Origin of the sequence: Moraxella sp. CTOTU48268, from assembly GCF_032069585.1 — a bacterium.
Lineage (GTDB): Bacteria > Pseudomonadota > Gammaproteobacteria > Pseudomonadales > Moraxellaceae > Faucicola > Faucicola cinerea.
Genome location: NZ_DAMALV010000011.1, coordinates 1 through 16217 on the forward strand (window position 1 = coordinate 1; position 16217 = coordinate 16217).

Consider the following 16217-nt stretch of genomic DNA (forward strand, 5'->3'; position numbering starts at 1 on the left):
TGGTTCGCCCATGTGAGAGTAGGTCATCGTCAGCTTCCTATTCTAAAACACCCCCCTTACATCAGTAAGGGGGGTGTTTTTTTGCTTTGTGGGTTTGCAACAATCTAAGTTATGAATATTGGTAATAAAAAAATTGAGATGAAAGCCTTCTACTAATAGAGGCTTCCACTTTGAACATCTATGATAAAATCAGTCGATTTTTTCTACGTTAACTTTCATATCTTTTAATTCAAATGGCGCGAAGAAAGTCGCAAAAGCAACATCCGCAGCATCCCTTCCATAACCTAGGATCGCACGACCGCCTTTTGGCGCAGATTGCGTGGCGTCAAATGTGTACCAACGGTCGCCAATAAAAACCTCATACCATGCATGTAAGTCCATTGGGTCAAGTTGATATAAGTAGCCAACCACCATCCGAGCCGGCATATCTAATGCCCGTGATAGACTGATGCCTAAATGGGCAAAATCACGACAGACGCCTTTTTTATGTTGCCAAGTGTCTAGTGCTGTGGTCTCTGCTGTACTACTCCCATATTGGTAAGTAAAGTTTTGGTGAATATAGGCGCAAATTGCCGCCGCTTTGTCATAACCTTCAGCAGAATCTTGGGTTATCATTTGGGCTTCTTGAAGTAGAAATTCTGGCAGACAATAGCGACTGGGTAACAAATATACCATTGTATCTGAAGGCAGCTGCTCAATCGGTGTTTTTGGCATACCGGGTGCGACGTCTATCCATTCGCTGGTGCATAGCTCAACTGTTAAGCTAACTTGGTAAGCCCCCATTGGAAATAAAACCCTGTCACATAAGTTACCAAAATTGTCGTTATAGCTTGTAACTGCTAGGGGTGGCGTGACTTGCCATTCTTCTTGAGTGATCTGCTGTGCTAACCCTGATTGCGGTCTTAGCAGAAACACCGCAGGGGTAGGCTGGGAAAAGTAATAATCGAGTTGGCAAGTGGCGCGTAATTTCATCATAGATTTTTCATCAAATAAGGTGACAACACTAACTAAAAATTGCAAGGTGGAGTGGTTGCTGCGAAAAATAGCAGAAGGCTTAGAATTTATGCCATTATCATTAAAATGGCAATCAATATTTATAGATTTTATTTGCACTTAAATTCTCATAATTTAAAGCTTGTTTATCAAGGGCTATCAATGCTCGCGGCAGTATATATTGTGAAAATTCTAGGATTAATCTATGGTAGAATGAGAAAATTTTTTATAACCCATTAGCATCATGACATCACCTAGTTCAAATCAGCGCTCTGATAAATTTGCTAGCCATTTAGCCAACCATTTAGATGGATATGCCGCGCAGACCAAGGGAAAAACAGGGCTCAAACGTATCATCAATGCCGCAGGTTACTCTAAAGATGGTTTGGTTGCGGCGTATCAAAATGAAGCGGCTTTTCGACAGGTTGCATGGCTCAATAGCATTTTATTAATTGCGCTGATTTTTTTACCTTTTATGATGCCGATTAAAATGATACTGGTGTTTTCATCGTTTTTTTCTCTCATCGTTGAGTTGTTTAATACCGGTATTGAAGCGTCAATTGACCATACATCGACAGAACGTCATCCATTGGCAAAGATTGGTAAAGATGTAGGTTCTGCCGCGCAGCTGTTAGCCTTGACGATGCTTTTTTTGTTATGGATGATGGCGTTATATACGACTTTTATTAATTTCTATTAATCAATTTTCTATTAATCAATGATGGGCTAATTTTGCAATTGAGTAGACCAATTTTCTATGAGCATCTATATCGGAACCGGTGGATACAGTGATACGGATTTTTTGGGAATCCTATATCCTGCTGACACCAAAAAAACCGAATTTTTAACCGAGTATAGTCGTCATTATGCCACTGTTGAAATCAATAGTAGCTTTTATGCGCCTTTAGGTCGAAAAGCGTATGAAGGTATGCTTAAAAAATCCAACGGAAAGCTAAAATTTTCGATTAAGATTCACCAAGATTTTACCCACCGATTAACCGCCACTGCAGAGACCGCGCAAGCTTTTTTACAGGCGATTGAACCTATCTTAGCGGCAGACTGCTTGGCTGCGTTATTGATTCAATTTCCGCATGGTTTTGATAGAACGGTGGCACATCGTCAGTATTTGGCAATCTTAACCAGTTGGTTTGATGGGTTACCATTGGCGATAGAATTTCGCCACCAAAGCTGGCATATCCCGCAAGTTTATGCCAGTTTTCAGCAGCAAAATTTGATTTGGTGTAGTGTGGACTATCCAAATATCCATGGTTTACCGCCCAGTCGGCTGTTGTTTACTAGCCGCATCGGTTATTTACGTATGCATGGGCAAAACTTAGACTGGTGGGATGCCCATTCGGCGGCCGAGCGGCATGATTATCGCTACAGTGATGCAGAAATGCAGGCTTGGGCAAAGACCATTGCCAATCAACAAGCCAATTTTGATACCTTGTATATTTACTTTGAAAATACGGTAAAAGGTCACGCAGTGTATAATATTGAGATGCTCACACAAGCGCTCATGACCGAAGGTATGCCAGTCGTCAGTCCGTTGGTAGCGAATGATGAATAACTAAACAGCAGCTATCAACAAAATCATTCACTTGAAAATGTAATTTTTGCTATCATAAACAGTTTTACTTTTCATCATTTAAATTTCTAATTTGGAAGCATGGTTAAGCGGTATGACTGATTTTGCGATTGGACAACGTTATCTGTCGGATACAGAGAATGAATTGGGGCTGGGCGTCGTCGTGCTCGTTGATGAACGCTGCGTGCATATTTTGTTCCCGCAAAGTGAAGAAACGCGTGTGTATGCCAAGACATCGGCGCCTTTGTCGCGTGTGACCTTCAAAGCAGGGGATACCATACACGACCAAGATGGCGCATCGTATGTGGTCAGCGATTTTGAAGAAACCAATGGCGTCTATAAATACTCGGTTGAAGGTCATGACCGTGCGATTATGGAAACGCGCCTTGCGGCTAATATTAATTTGGCAAAACCCCTTGAGCGCTTGCTCGCCAGTCGTATCCACCAAAATGATTGGTATGAACTGCGCCAAGAGCTACTGCGTACCCAAGCCTATTTGGCGTCTCATCCACTAAGAGGCTTGATGGGCGCACGTGTCGATATTATTGAGCATCAGCTGTATATCGCCCATGAAGTAGGTAAACGTATCGCGCCGCGCGTGCTGCTTGCCGATGAGGTAGGGCTTGGCAAGACAATTGAAGCGGGTCTGATTATTCACCAGCAATTAATCACCGGCAAATCTGAGCGTATTTTGATTTTGGTACCTGATAGTTTGCAGTACCAATGGATGATTGAAATGCGTCGCCGTTTTAATCTTGAGTTTGCGATTTTTGATTTGGTCAGAACCGCAGCGATTGCAGAGCATGACCCTGAGCAAAATCCTTTTACCACTGAGCAGTTGATTATTGCTAGTATTGATTTGCTACTCGACCATGAAGATTTGCATGAAAAAGCATTGGAAGCGGGGTTTGATTTGCTGGTTGTGGATGAAGCGCACCATTTGCATTGGGACAGTGAGCAAGGCGGCAATGACAAATACGATTTGGTTGAAGATTTGGCCGAACAAACCGCAGGTGTTTTGTTACTCACAGCAACCCCTGAGCAGTTAGGTTTAGAAAGCCATTTTGCGCGGTTACGATTATTAGATCCCAATCGTTTTAATGATTTAGACGACTTTATCGATGCAGAAGAAAATTTTGCGCAAACCGCAGCAATTGCTGAGGTGTTATTGGGTGACCAATCGCTGTCAGATAAGCAAAAATCAGCATTAGCGCAGTTGTTAGGTCACGATATCAGTGATGACGAGCAAGGTCGTGCGCGCGCCATCAATGAATTGTTAGATCGTCATGGTACTGGTCGTGTGCTATTTCGCAACACCCGTGAGAGCGTGTCTGAGCTTATTTCTGGCTTCAAAGGTCGGCGCTCAATGGCGTACCCACTGCCGCTCCCGATAAGTTGGCAAGACAGTTATCACACGCAAGGTAAATTGCGCGAACAATTATGGCCAGAAGAGTTACAGCCCGATGGCAGTTGGCTGGAACAAGACCCGCGGGTGCCTTGGCTGGTTGATTTGCTTAAAAACACCTTAAAACATCAAAAGGTGCTGCTGATTGCGCGCAGTGGGGCAACGGTTGAGAGTTTAGAGGCAGTATTGCGATTGCATGCGGGCATTAAAACCGCGATTTTTACTGAGCAAATGACCCTACTGGAGCGCGACCAAGCGGCGGCGTATTTTGCCGATATTGAAGGCGCGCAAGTATTGTTGGCTTCTGAAATTGGCTCTGAAGGGCGTAATTTCCAGTTTGCCAGTGATTTGGTGTTGTTTGATTTGCCCGCCAATCCTGATACATTAGAGCAGCGGATTGGCCGCCTTGACCGTATCGGTCAGCAAAACGAGATTACCATTCATGTACCTTTTGTCGAAGGCACGGCAACTGAACGTATGTACCGCTGGTATAATGAAGCGCTAAATATTTTTAACCAAATCTCACCCACAGCGCAAACCGTTCAAGAGCAGTTTATTGTGGATTTAAAACCGCTGCTTGAAGGGCAAAAAGTCGAAGATGAGGGTCAAGAAATTACTTTAGATCAGTTGATTGAAGAAGGCAAAGCCCAGCGCCTCGCACTAGAAGCAGCCATGCAAGCAGGGCGTGACAGACTGCTTGAATACAATTCTTGTCGACCGCGTGTCGCCAGTAAAATCGCCTACACTATGCGTGATTTTGATGATACCCACATGTTGCCACGTTTGTTTGAACGCTTTATGTCGTCCATTAATATGGAATATAGTGGACAGCGTGATGGCTCATTGATGCTGCATCCGAGCGATGAAGTACAAGTGCAAGGACTGGCAGTGCCTGAAGATGGCATGACCCTGACCTTTGAGCGTGACCAAGCGTTACTACGCGAAGACATGGAATTTATGACTTATGAGCATCCTTTGATGCAAAGTATCTTTGAAACGGTCAACGCAGGCACGTTTGGTAATACCACGGTTGCAACTTTACAAAGTAATGCCATGCCTGAAGGACTGGTATTGGTCGAAGTTAATTTTCGTGTTGAAGCGATTGCGCCAAAGCTACTTAATTTACCCGCATTTTTGCCAAAGCCGCTCATTCGGGTGTTTTTAAGCCAGCAAGGGACTGATTTTAGCGATAAAATTGCGCCTGATATGATTGTGTCGCATATTCATCGTTTGGACAAAACCCGAGCACGTCAAGTCATCAAAGCGCGTAAAGACATCATCGAAGTGCGCTATGAGCAAGCAGTAGCATTGGCAAACCAGCAATTACCTGCGATAAGTGAGCAAGCCAAAGAGGTATTTAATCAGCGCTATGAGCGTGAAGTTGAGCGCCTGCAATATTTGCAATCCATCAATCCGAATGTACGAGACGCAGAAATCAATCAATTAAAACGTTTGCAAGAACAGGGCTTACATGCACTGGGTCATTTATCCTTAATTCCTGATAGTATCCGTGTGCTAGTTGCAGTCAAACCAACTTAATTGTTTTGAATTTAGGTTAATTTAGGTTAAAGGTCAGCTTATGTTAGGTTGACTTTTTTATATGTTTGCATTTTTCATTTTGTGGTTAAGACCAGTTACCAGGTCTAGTTATCAAAGCTAGTTATTTACCTCTCAGGATTCACCACACTCATACTAAATTTGAATCCGATACTAAGTAGTACAATCGCCAGTGGCAATAGCACCATCGCAATGCGTTGGGTTTTATACTTGACAAGCGGCTCCTTACTGACTTTAGATAATAAAAAACATAGCATACCCGCGACCAATGTCAAAATCCCTACGCCCAAACAAAGAAAACCTAAATAATTCATCTGTTTACCCATTACCTATACTGATATGTTTGACGGGTGTAAATTACATACCACCACGACCCATCGATATTTGTTGAAACACGATTGTTGCCTCAGACAACTTTGATTATAATCTAACAAGACTCATAGGACATGAGATTTATTTTTAGCCGCAATACAAGGATGGTGATATGAGTGGCTCAACGATACAGACTTTGGACATACAACATCTACACCAGCCCCCGTTTGATACACTAAGCGCTCAGCAGCGAACCTATCTGCAACAGCACAGTAAAATCGTCTATTTGGACAACTTGCAGCCCATACCTGCGGGATGGCAAGGGGATTTTTTTATTATCCTTAAAGGCTTTGTTCATCAATTACAAGGCGATGCGTTGATTTCTACCTTAAATGCAGGCGATTGGTTTGATACCAAGGTCAGGCAAAACGGCGTGTTCAACTTTATCACCCAGCAGCAAAGTCTGATGTACCGTATCGATGGGCAAGTGCTAAGTGCTATCACTGAGCAAAATCCCACCTTAAAAAACGCCTTGTTTGCCGATGTCGCTGCCCGTCTCAATCATCACCAAGCTCGCCTTGCCCAAAGTGAAAGTCAAAAACTGCTATATCAACCGATTGCCAATTTGGGACAGCATATCAAACCGCCGCATTTTGTCGATGATACGGCAACGCTATACGATGCCACGATGGCGATGAACCAATTTGACATCAAGCATATTTTGGTTAAGTCACAAGCGCGAATGACCGAAACGGAGCGTGACAAACTCATCGCACAAGGCGTCGAAAAATCCACCATCGCAGCGTATGTCGAGCGCATCGGTATTTTTACCCAAACCGATGTGTGCCGAGCGATTGGACAAAAAGTTGATTTTGCCACTACGCCTGTGCTGGACTTTACTAATTTTAAAATCCATACCGTGCATCAATCGCAAGATGTGAGTGAAGCCTTGCTGACCATGTTACAAACTCGTACCCACCGTTTACCCATTATTGACAGTCAAGGTCAAATCATTGGGATTTTGGGACAAACCGAATTACTGAGCTTTTTAACCAACCATTCCAATCTTATTGTTGCTCGTATTGAGCAAGCGCAGAGCCTAGAGGATGTTGCGGTGGCGGTGGAATTGATTGGTAAATTTATCCGTGAGCAGCACGCCAGCGGCATCAAAATCCATGTTATCAGCCGTCTGGTGCAAAGCTTGAATTCACAAGTGTTTGCCAAGGTATGGCAGCTGATTGTGCCTGCTATCACCTTCTACAATACTTGTCTGTTTGTGATGGGCTCAGAAGGGCGTGGTGAACAAATCTTGCGTACTGACCAAGACAATGCGCTGATTATCCGCAATGGTTTTAAAGATGACAATCTGCCCAGCTATGCCGCGCAGTTCAATGAGGCATTGGCAAACATGGGTTATCCCTATTGTGATGGCAAGATTATGCTTAGCAACGAGCGTTGGCGAAAAACTTCAACCGCCTTTGAAAAACAAATCACGGCATGGTACGTGAGTGGCAGTAGTGAAGATATGATGTGGATTGCGACCTTAGTCGATGCGCATTTTGTTTGCGGCGATATTAAGCTTTTTGAGCAGCTGCAAAAACATTGGCAAGTCACCGCGCAAAATGTGGCGACTAGCAACTTTATCAACCGTTTTGCCAAACCGATTCTACAATTTGGCGATAGCAGTGGCTGGTGGCAAAAATTTGTCGGTGCCAGTGAAACCGATATTGACCTAAAAAAAGCAGGGATATTCCCGATTGTGCATGGCGTGCGAGCCTTATCATTGGAATATCATATCACTGAGACCAACACCAGGAGCCGACTGCAGCAGTTAGCACAGCAACACGTGCTAGATGACACCATGGCGCAAAATCTGGCAGAAGCACTGGATTTTTTTATGGCAAAACGACTGGATGTGGCATTGACCACACAAGATAGAACAGCGCGAGCAGTGAATCCCAATCACTTATCAGCGCTGGAAAAAGACTTGTTAAAAGAATGTTTGGCGATGGTCAAAGATTTTAAAACCTTTATTACCCATCATTATCGCCTAGATATTTTTTAACTAAATAGATATTTTTTAATTGAAGATATCTTTTAATTGAATAGATAGTGTTAATTGCCTAGAGAAAAGCCATGTTTCATCGCATCAAAAATCTGTTCAGCGGTCAAAAACTTGAGCGACAAAAACAGCGACTCAGCAAGCCTGAGTACGCTTATCTGTTTGATACCCCGCTATTTAAAATCCCCAATGAGTGGGTAAGCCTAGACCTAGAAATGACCGGGCTTAATGCCAAACAAGATTATATTTTAAGTGTCGGTGCAGTACAGGTACGCAAAGAAAGTAACGGGTTTGTGATTGATACCGATAGCGCGCTGTCCTTGGTATGCCGTCCGCCTGTGATGCCCACCCACGACACCATTGTGATTCATGGGTTAAGACCGATAGATGTCGACAATGGCTTATCGTATGACGAGATGCTCACCCAATTATTGCCAATGCTTAAAAACCGTCCGATAATTGGGTTTTGTGTGGACATGGACATGGCGTTTTTAAATGCCATTGCCAAACCGTTTTTGGGCGTGGAACTGGCTAATAAACTTGTCGATGTCAGTCGATTGTATCAACAAAATCAGCATCGACATGACCCCAGCCAAGTTGGGCAGTTACCACACCTCAATCAACTACTAGAACAATACCAAATCCCGCAATTACCTGCCCATAATGCCTTGAATGATGCCATCATGACTGCCATGTTGTTTACCCATCTGATGAACTCATAGCAAGCTTATGAAGTCATAAAAGCTAACCGACATAAAAAATTCTCATCATGAGAGTTTTTTATTTAAAGATGACTTTATTTTTTGCTAGCCGCGGCGTCTGCGCCTTTTGGCTTGATGCCTGCTTCTTGGGTTAATTGCATCAACATGGTACGGGCTTCTTCAGCGGATTTTTGCGCTTTTTCCATTGACTTAGCAATTTCTGGATTGGTCTCTGGGGTTGCCGTTGGTTTTTTGATTAAAGCCGCCGTACCGGCACGGCTATTGGTAATACTTTCAACCATTTTATCGCGAGTTTGTGCAACACGGGGGTCATTAAATTTTAGTTTGTTAAGCGTGGCTTTTTGCAAATCTAACTGTGCCACCACTTCTTTAAAGAAAGCTTGTTGGTCAGCAGGCGTTTTGGCGTTTTGCATTTTTTTTGCCATTTCTGCTTGTTTGGCTTGGGTATTGCGGTCAAGCTCGTTTAAGGTTTTAAATAACTGAGTCAAATCCGCTTTTAGGGCAAGATTGGGTGTCGCAGCCGCGGCATTATTGGCGGCAACTGTAGGGGCGCTGCTAATGTTGGCGGTTTTTTCTGCAGTCGCTGGCGTGGTGACAGTTGTCGTGGCTGACGAAGCAGTGGTGGTAACGGCAGCACTAGCAGGCGCGTTAGAGATGGCTTGGGAAGCCGCCACTGGTGCAGTTGTTGTAGAGGTTGACGTGGTGGTGGTCGTCGTTGCAGAAGCGGTAGTGGTTGTGGCTTTATCATCTTTTTTTGAGCATGCAGATAACGCTAGCACAAGACTCATAGCGCCTATAGTCATGGCAGAGGTGGCGATAGATTTGTTTAACATAAATTTTTTTTAACCTAAATAATTTTGACCCAACACCCCAAAGCAAGGGGTCAGCGTTCTCGATTGAAACCCAAAACGGCAATAGCAGTGACTGCAATGTGGCAATTAGGCGACAGTTTAGCAAATATCTAAAAATTGAAATGTAGAGAATTGCAACAGAAGGCTACGGCAGTTTATCTAAATGCCTTAATTTTAGCCGATTTGCTATGAAATCAGGTGGATTTTTGTGGCAAAAAGCGATAAGGTGGCAGCTTATTTTTGCCTAATTTATTTTTGCCTAATAAGATTCGATACCTAGTATAGATTCGTCACATTGTTGCTGTTGTTATGAAAAATTCGCGCCAATCCGTGGGTCTGCAAACCCGCGCTACTCAATTATTGTCTTTAAAAACGGGTTTATTGCTATGGATGGCTTGTCTGTCCTTGGTGGGTCATACGTCAGATACCACACAAGTCCAGCCGCCAATACCCACTGACCCAGTGACCAAGCAAAGCCAGTTGGTCATGGGGCAGCGCGATCCAGTCAACAAGCTACCTGAAATGATTCAAGCCAAACTTGCCCAAGCCAATATTCCGACCGATAGCCTGAGCATGGTGGTACAACCGTTAACGGACAATCCGCAAAATGCAGCTTCGACTGCGCCCCAAACTGCTTTGTTTAGTTATAACGCTGATGTGCCACGTACCCCCGCATCTACGCAGAAACTGATTCCCACTTATGTGGCGCTCGATAGTTTGGGCAAAGATTTTGTTTGGCAAACCAAATTATATCAGCATGGTTTTGTGTGGAAAGGCACGCTTTATGGTGATGTGATTGTGCAGGGCAGTGGCGACCCAAAACTGGAAAACGAGCGCTTGTACCAGCTGCTTGCCATGATCAAAGCACAGGGTATTAAGCAGGTGCAAGGCAATTTAATCATCGATAATCAGCAGTTTCAAGGGGTGGATTTTGATGTTAATGCGTTTGATGATAAAGGATTACGCCCTTACAATGCCCAGCCCAATGCTTTATTAACCAATTTTGGTACGGTGGAAGTAGATTTAGTGCCAATAGCAAAACCCAATGCCACACCGGTCGTAAAGCCTAATACCAGTAGCGTCACGCGATCCACAACATCGGCTTCGACAGATATCGACAATCCTGCGGCAAATCTTGAGCAAATCCAAAGCAAACCTTCGATTAATCCCAAAGACGTAGCGGCGTATCAAGTCAGCCTAAAGCCTGCGCTGGCAAACTTTACTATGCCTACAACACTGCAAGCCAGTCAAGAGCCTTGTAATAACAACCAAGATGATTGGATTGGGACATTGACGTCCACAGGATTGAGCTTTCATCAAACCGCGTCCGCCTTTTGTGGTGAGCAAAAGCGCTATCTGACGTTTCCTGATGGGGATGTACTGGTCAAGCAACAAATCATCGCCGACTGGCAAAAAATCTTGCCAAACTTTACAGGGAGCATTGAATTTGCCAATCCTGCGGTGGCTTATATGCAGCAAGCCAAGGCGCTACCGCAAGCGCTACCTTGGTATATTCGCTTATACCTAAAATACTTTGGCAAACCATTAACCCCAAAATTGGTTGGCTATGTCGCCTCCAATCCATTGCATGAGCAAATCAAGGACATCAATCAGCACTCCAACAATGTGATGACGGAACAAATCGCCTTGTCGCTACCGCTGTATGCCGACAAGCAGCGCATCAGTACTTATCCAAAAACCTTTGCCTACATCGACCAGTGGTGGCAACAAAAGCTGCCCCAAGCACAGCCCCCTGTGATGACTAGAGCCTCAGGTTTATGCCGTGATTGCCGCGTGGCGCCCAATAGTATGTTAGCGCTGCTAACTCTCGCTTATCATTCACCCAATTTTACCGTATATCGTGATTCGTTGGGCGTGGCAGGCGAGTCGGGTACCATCAAAGCGCTGAAACTGCGCCAGCCAAATAACCCTGCCATTGGGCATGCTTGGATCAAAACAGGTACGCTCGATAATGTCACCAGTATGGCAGGCTATGTTCAAGGCAAATCAGGAAAATGGTATGCAGTGGTTGGGATGATTAATGCCGACAATGTCAAAAATAATAGCAATGCCAAAGCTGTGCTAGATGAAATGCTAGCGTGGACAGCGCTGCAGTAATTAGTTTCTAGTTGATTGGCTATTTATCGTGAACATTAAAATACCAATCAATCTGGCGGTCAAATCCCATTTCCAGTAGGCTTGCGGTGATGCGTCCAGTCAAGCCCCATACGGTCTCGCCATCAATGATAAAGCTGGGTGATACCAGTACTTGACTCCCCAAATCATACGCATAATCGATGGTCGGCTGGCGAATAAGCGTGGCTAAATCTGCCCAAAATAGCCTTGCAATTTCGCACATCTCTGGCACAAGGTTAACACTGGGTGGTATTACCCCCACAATCGGCTTGACAGGTCTGCCGCTTTTGGCAAATTGTAGGGGCAATTCGCCCAACACAGTCACTTGACTGGGATGAATACCGGTTTCCTCATGCGTTTCTCGTAACGCGGTAGCTTGGTTGCTATCGTCTGTGTCTTCGCGTCTGCCACCTGCAAATGATACTTCGCCGGCATGTTCTCGCATATCCGAAGCGCGCAACGAGTACAAAACTTTTGGCTCAGCTTCATTGGTAATGGCGATGAGTACCGAATACGGCTGCGGCGTGGGGTCGAATGGCAGTTTTGCGATTCGCTCAGCCAGTTGGGTCAGTAAGGGACTTTGAAATCTAGTTGTGGACATATTTTTTAATTCATCAAAATTTAATGGGCAATTTCGCAATGTTTATAGGGCGCTTTGAGTTGACCGAATTTATCTAAAACTAATTGTCTATTGTCGATATCATTATCAAACGGTAATGCTGGCATAGCTGAAACAGGTTTTTGCATACTAGGCTGGGTATGCAGCGCGTTACAACCTGCTAATAATCCCAAACTTAATACCCAGCTAAATACTAAGCTAAACTTTCTCATAATCAGCTGCTCAAATCATTTTTATCATGTAAAAACCTGCAATCAATGCTACCATACTTAAAACGACTTTCATCTCACAAAACATAAAAATAATAGGAAAATGCCATGCCTTACTGCCTACAATGCGGTCATCTAGCCGAAACCAAAATCCCGCCGATGGACAGTCGTCCGCGCATCGTGTGTCCGTCTTGTGGCTACATCCATTACGAAAATCCCAAAGTCATCAATGGCTGTTTACTCATTCATGAAGGTAAGGTTTTGCTCTGTCGCCGCGCGATTGAACCGCGTCATGGTTATTGGACGTTGCCCGCAGGCTTTATGGAGCTTGGCGAGACCATGAAAGATGGGGGCAATCGTGAGTGTTTTGAAGAAGCCGAAGCTATCGGTAGTGCATTAGAGTTATATTGTCTATACGACATACCCGATATCGGACAGATTCATGTGATGTTTATCGGCTCGCTCAAAGATGGCAAATTTGGGGTGGGCATCGAGAGCCTAGAATGCGCGCTGTTTGCCGAAGAGGACATTCCTTGGGAAGACTTGGCATTCCAAAATGTCATTGAAACACTGCAACATTATTTTGCTGACCGCAAAGCAGGGGCGACGCTCGGTAATTTCCCCATCCATCAGCAAGTGATTGTCAAAGACGTACATTTGGGCGATTAACTGTCCATTTAAACGGTAAATTTTAAACGGCAAATTGTTAGCTAAAAAGATACGGGCGTAGCGTATAGGCTCTAAATATCTAGGCTCCAGATATTTAGGCTCTAGATATTTAGGCTTCAAATATCTCCGCTCTAAATACCTACGTTCTAAATACAACAATGATTGAGCCGCTTTTTTTACTATAAGTCAGTTTTTTAAAATTGCGTGTATTCACCTTTATGCAATATGCAATTTATCTGTAATCAAAGGCTCATGAATGACAAAATCATCAAAAAAGTCACGCATATATCATTTTGTCGCTATAAAATCTTGCTACAATACTTGAGTGATATATCTTCTATACTAGATAAAAAAACAATATATTTATGGATGATGAGATTACTATGTCAACTAGAAAAACTATTCCCACACCTGCGCAACCATCCAAGCCATCACCTGATAATTTATCACCGCTCAAGGCGATAGAGCCACCAAACCCAAACCCCAATCAACCTACGCCACAAGGCACACCCCCGCTCAAAGAATTGGTCAAACAATACGATAGCGTGTCGTTGCTGCTCCAAGGTGGCGGTGCGCTCGGTGCCTACCAAGCAGGGATTTATGAAGGGCTGCATAAACAAGGCATCAAAATTGACCGTATCTCAGGTATTTCAATTGGGGCGCTCAATACCGCCATCATCGCAGGTAACCGTCCAGAGAACCGCTTGGCAGCGCTGCAAGGATTTTGGAACACCATCACCCATCGTAACTACACCCCTGCAGGGCTGAACATCTACCGTCAAACGGCCAATGAGCTAGATAAACTCAGCAAAATTGACATGGTAAGCCATTTTATGCCGTGGATATTTGAAAATGGCTTTTTAAAGCAGCAGCTGCGGGTGATGGAATCTACCGCTGAGGCTTGGCAAACCATGATTGAAGGACAGCGTGGCTTTTTTAAACCGCGTTATTTTGTGCCGTATGACACCACCCCCAATCACTTAAGCTATTACACCACCGACAAGCTGCGCGAAACCCTGGAGCGTTATTGTGATTTAAAACTGGTCAATGACGTCAATCGGATGAAAGTATCGGTGTCTGCGGTCAATGTGCGTAATGGTAACTTTGCCATTTTTAGCAATGAAAATGAAGAACTGCACTACGATCACTTTATTGCATCGGGTGCACTGCCGCCAGGGTTTCCGGCGGTTGAAATTGATGGGGAGTATTATTGGGATGGCGGATTGGTGTCCAACACGCCACTCAATGAAATCTTAAGCCATGAAGAGCACCTCAAGCAATTGATTTTCCAAGTGGATTTGTGGAATGCCAAGGGCACGGTACCAGAGAATATGATGGAGATTGACGAGCGCATCAAAGACATTCAATACTCTAGCAAAACCCGCATGGTTACTGACTTTATGGCGCAAAAGCTGCGTTATACGCGCCTTATCAAAGAGTTACTCGAAATCATCGATGACGATGCTAAAGTTGATAAAGTTGAAGAACTGTGCGTCAACAAAGCCCGCGAAATGACAGAAGTCGGTGTCAAAAACGTGATTCATCTGATTTATCACAAAAAGACTTATGAGCGCGGCTATAAAGACTACGAGTTTAGCGGCTCGACCATGCAAGAACACTGGGAAAGTGGTTTACAAGATATTGAGAACACTTTTCGCCACCCAGATTGGTTTATGCTACCTGAAACCGATGATATCTTTGTCAGCCATGATATCCACCAAAAACGCAAACGCTTGGCACAGGTCAGTACCCTGCTAAAAAATCTTGAAGACTAGCAGTCGTTGCACGCTGAAGGCTTACAAGAAAGTAAAAACAAAAAAGTCAAAAAAAGTGATGGTAGCTAGCCATCACTTTTTTTATGAAAAATTACACCAAATTTGATAAGTCTAAGCTCAGCAATCGATCAATCGCTTCGCTGCTTTGTGCGATATCTGCAACCAATGCCATGCGCACATGGTTTTTGCCAGCGTTGCCGCTGTTTTTTTGGTATGGAGGCGTATCACGAGATAGGTAACGCCCTGCGAGCGCATGGATATTTAGCTGTTCATAAATCACTTTGACAAACTGCTCATCATCTTGTACCGGCAACCAAAAATAAAAACCGGCATCAGGACGGCGTAGCGGTAATTTGTCTGACAGCTTGTCCATCCACAAATCAAACTTTTGGCGATATAATTTGCGGTTTGCTTCCACATGGGCTTCATCTTGCCACGCGGTAATCGAAGCCAGCTGATGATGAATCGGCATCGCACAGCCTTGATAAGTGCGGTACTGGGCATACGGCGCTAGTAGCTTGGCATCACCTGCCACAAATCCTGAGCGCATGCCAGGTAGATTGGAGCGTTTTGACAGCGAATGAAACACCACGCAATTGGCAAAATCATCGCGTCCGAGTTTGGCGCAGACTTCAAGTAGTCCAATTGGCGGCCCCTCAAAATATAGCTCACTGTAGCACTCATCACTGGCTAGGATAAAGCCGTATTTATCCGATAGCTCAACCAGACGTTGCCACTGCGCCATATCCATTACTGAGCCAGTTGGGTTGTTTGGACTACACACAAAGACCAGTTGAGTCTTCTCCCAAATCTCGCTTGGCACGCTGTCATAGTCCCCGACAAAGTTATTGTCGGCAGTACAATTGACAAAATACGGCTGTCCCCCAGCGAGCAGCGTCGCCCCTTCATAAATCTGATAAAACGGATTTGGCATCACCACGTAAGGTCGTTTGCTATCCTCACGGTTAAATGCCGCTTGCACAAAACTAAATAGCGCCTCACGTGTACCCATCACCGGTAACACTTGGGTGTCGGCATTTAATTGTTTGACCTGGAAACGGCGCTGTACCCAATCGGCAATCGCTTGGCGCAGCTCAGGCAAACCGTTGGTGGTGGGGTAATTTTGGATTTTAGCCAGACTGTCTTTGATGACGTCTAACACAAACTGTGGCGGCGTGTGCTGCGGCTCACCGATACCCAGTTTTATCGGGGCATAGTCTGGGTTTGGGGTGATGCCTTGTAGCAAGGTTGCCATCTTGGCAAATGGATAAGGATGCAAAAGTTGTAATTGCGGATTCATAAGGGGTTGGCTGTCCATA

The 16217-nt window shown here is 44.5% G+C and carries 14 protein-coding genes; 8 read left to right on the top strand and 6 right to left on the bottom strand.

What is annotated here, in order from left to right; genetic code table 11:
• Positions 1-189 precede the first annotated feature (189 nt).
• The gene (locus tag RT143_RS05615) at positions 190-975 is read right to left on the bottom strand and encodes a transglutaminase-like domain-containing protein (RefSeq protein ID WP_313091740.1); all 786 of its coding nucleotides are present in this window, start codon (positions 973-975) and stop codon (positions 190-192) included.
• Between the two features lie 262 nt (positions 976-1237).
• Between RT143_RS05615 and RT143_RS05620 the strand changes: the two genes are divergently transcribed.
• The 3 genes from RT143_RS05620 to rapA all read left to right on the top strand — a co-directional run bounded on the left by RT143_RS05620 (position 1238) and on the right by rapA (position 5525).
• Positions 1238-1693, top strand: coding sequence for a diacylglycerol kinase (locus tag RT143_RS05620; protein WP_282850047.1), 456 nt, complete (start codon positions 1238-1240; stop codon positions 1691-1693).
• Between the two features lie 57 nt (positions 1694-1750).
• Positions 1751-2563, top strand: coding sequence for a DUF72 domain-containing protein (locus RT143_RS05625; protein ID WP_313091743.1), 813 nt, complete (start codon positions 1751-1753; stop codon positions 2561-2563).
• 112 nt (positions 2564-2675) lie between these two features.
• Positions 2676-5525, top strand: coding sequence for an RNA polymerase-associated protein RapA (gene rapA / locus RT143_RS05630; RefSeq protein ID WP_313091744.1), 2850 nt, complete (start codon positions 2676-2678; stop codon positions 5523-5525).
• A 125-nt stretch (positions 5526-5650) separates the two neighbouring features.
• Here rapA and RT143_RS05635 read toward each other — a convergent pair whose 3' ends face one another.
• Positions 5651-5857: a hypothetical protein gene (locus RT143_RS05635; RefSeq protein WP_313091745.1), complete on the bottom strand. Its 207-nt coding sequence runs from the start codon at positions 5855-5857 to the stop codon at positions 5651-5653.
• 170 nt (positions 5858-6027) lie between these two features.
• Between RT143_RS05635 and RT143_RS05640 the strand changes: the two genes are divergently transcribed.
• Both RT143_RS05640 and RT143_RS05645 read left to right on the top strand, forming a co-directional pair.
• Positions 6028-7920 carry a putative nucleotidyltransferase substrate binding domain-containing protein gene (locus RT143_RS05640; RefSeq protein ID WP_313091746.1) on the top strand — a complete coding sequence of 631 codons (1893 nt, stop codon included), beginning with the start codon at positions 6028-6030 and terminating at the stop codon, positions 7918-7920.
• Positions 7921-7991: 71 nt separating this feature from the next.
• Entirely contained in the window at positions 7992-8639 is a 648-nt protein-coding gene (locus RT143_RS05645; RefSeq protein WP_313091747.1) for a 3'-5' exonuclease, read from the top strand.
• Between the two features lie 74 nt (positions 8640-8713).
• Here RT143_RS05645 and RT143_RS05650 read toward each other — a convergent pair whose 3' ends face one another.
• Positions 8714-9472, bottom strand: coding sequence for a hypothetical protein (locus RT143_RS05650; RefSeq protein ID WP_313091749.1), 759 nt, complete (start codon positions 9470-9472; stop codon positions 8714-8716).
• A 327-nt stretch (positions 9473-9799) separates the two neighbouring features.
• Here RT143_RS05650 and RT143_RS05655 point away from each other — a divergent pair, with 327 nt between their 5' ends.
• Positions 9800-11608: a D-alanyl-D-alanine carboxypeptidase/D-alanyl-D-alanine-endopeptidase gene (locus RT143_RS05655; protein WP_313091751.1), complete on the top strand. Its 1809-nt coding sequence runs from the start codon at positions 9800-9802 to the stop codon at positions 11606-11608.
• 19 nt (positions 11609-11627) lie between these two features.
• Here RT143_RS05655 and RT143_RS05660 read toward each other — a convergent pair whose 3' ends face one another.
• Positions 11628-12227, bottom strand: a complete 600-nt coding sequence (locus RT143_RS05660) for an NUDIX hydrolase (protein WP_313091753.1) — start codon at positions 12225-12227, stop codon at positions 11628-11630.
• A gap of 20 nt (positions 12228-12247) precedes the next feature.
• Positions 12248-12457, bottom strand: a complete 210-nt coding sequence (locus RT143_RS05665) for a hypothetical protein (RefSeq protein WP_313091755.1) — start codon at positions 12455-12457, stop codon at positions 12248-12250.
• A 105-nt stretch (positions 12458-12562) separates the two neighbouring features.
• Here RT143_RS05665 and RT143_RS05670 point away from each other — a divergent pair, with 105 nt between their 5' ends.
• Both RT143_RS05670 and RT143_RS05675 read left to right on the top strand, forming a co-directional pair.
• Positions 12563-13123: an NUDIX hydrolase gene (locus RT143_RS05670; RefSeq protein ID WP_007115639.1), complete on the top strand. Its 561-nt coding sequence runs from the start codon at positions 12563-12565 to the stop codon at positions 13121-13123.
• Between the two features lie 383 nt (positions 13124-13506).
• Positions 13507-14898 carry a patatin-like phospholipase family protein gene (locus tag RT143_RS05675; protein WP_313091757.1) on the top strand — a complete coding sequence of 464 codons (1392 nt, stop codon included), beginning with the start codon at positions 13507-13509 and terminating at the stop codon, positions 14896-14898.
• A 91-nt stretch (positions 14899-14989) separates the two neighbouring features.
• On the opposite strand, the gene dapC is transcribed toward RT143_RS05675, so the two are convergent.
• Complete coding sequence (gene dapC / locus RT143_RS05680; RefSeq protein WP_313091806.1) at positions 14990-16198, bottom strand: succinyldiaminopimelate transaminase; 1209 nt, start codon at positions 16196-16198, stop codon at positions 14990-14992.
• Positions 16199-16217: the final 19 nt, after the last annotated feature.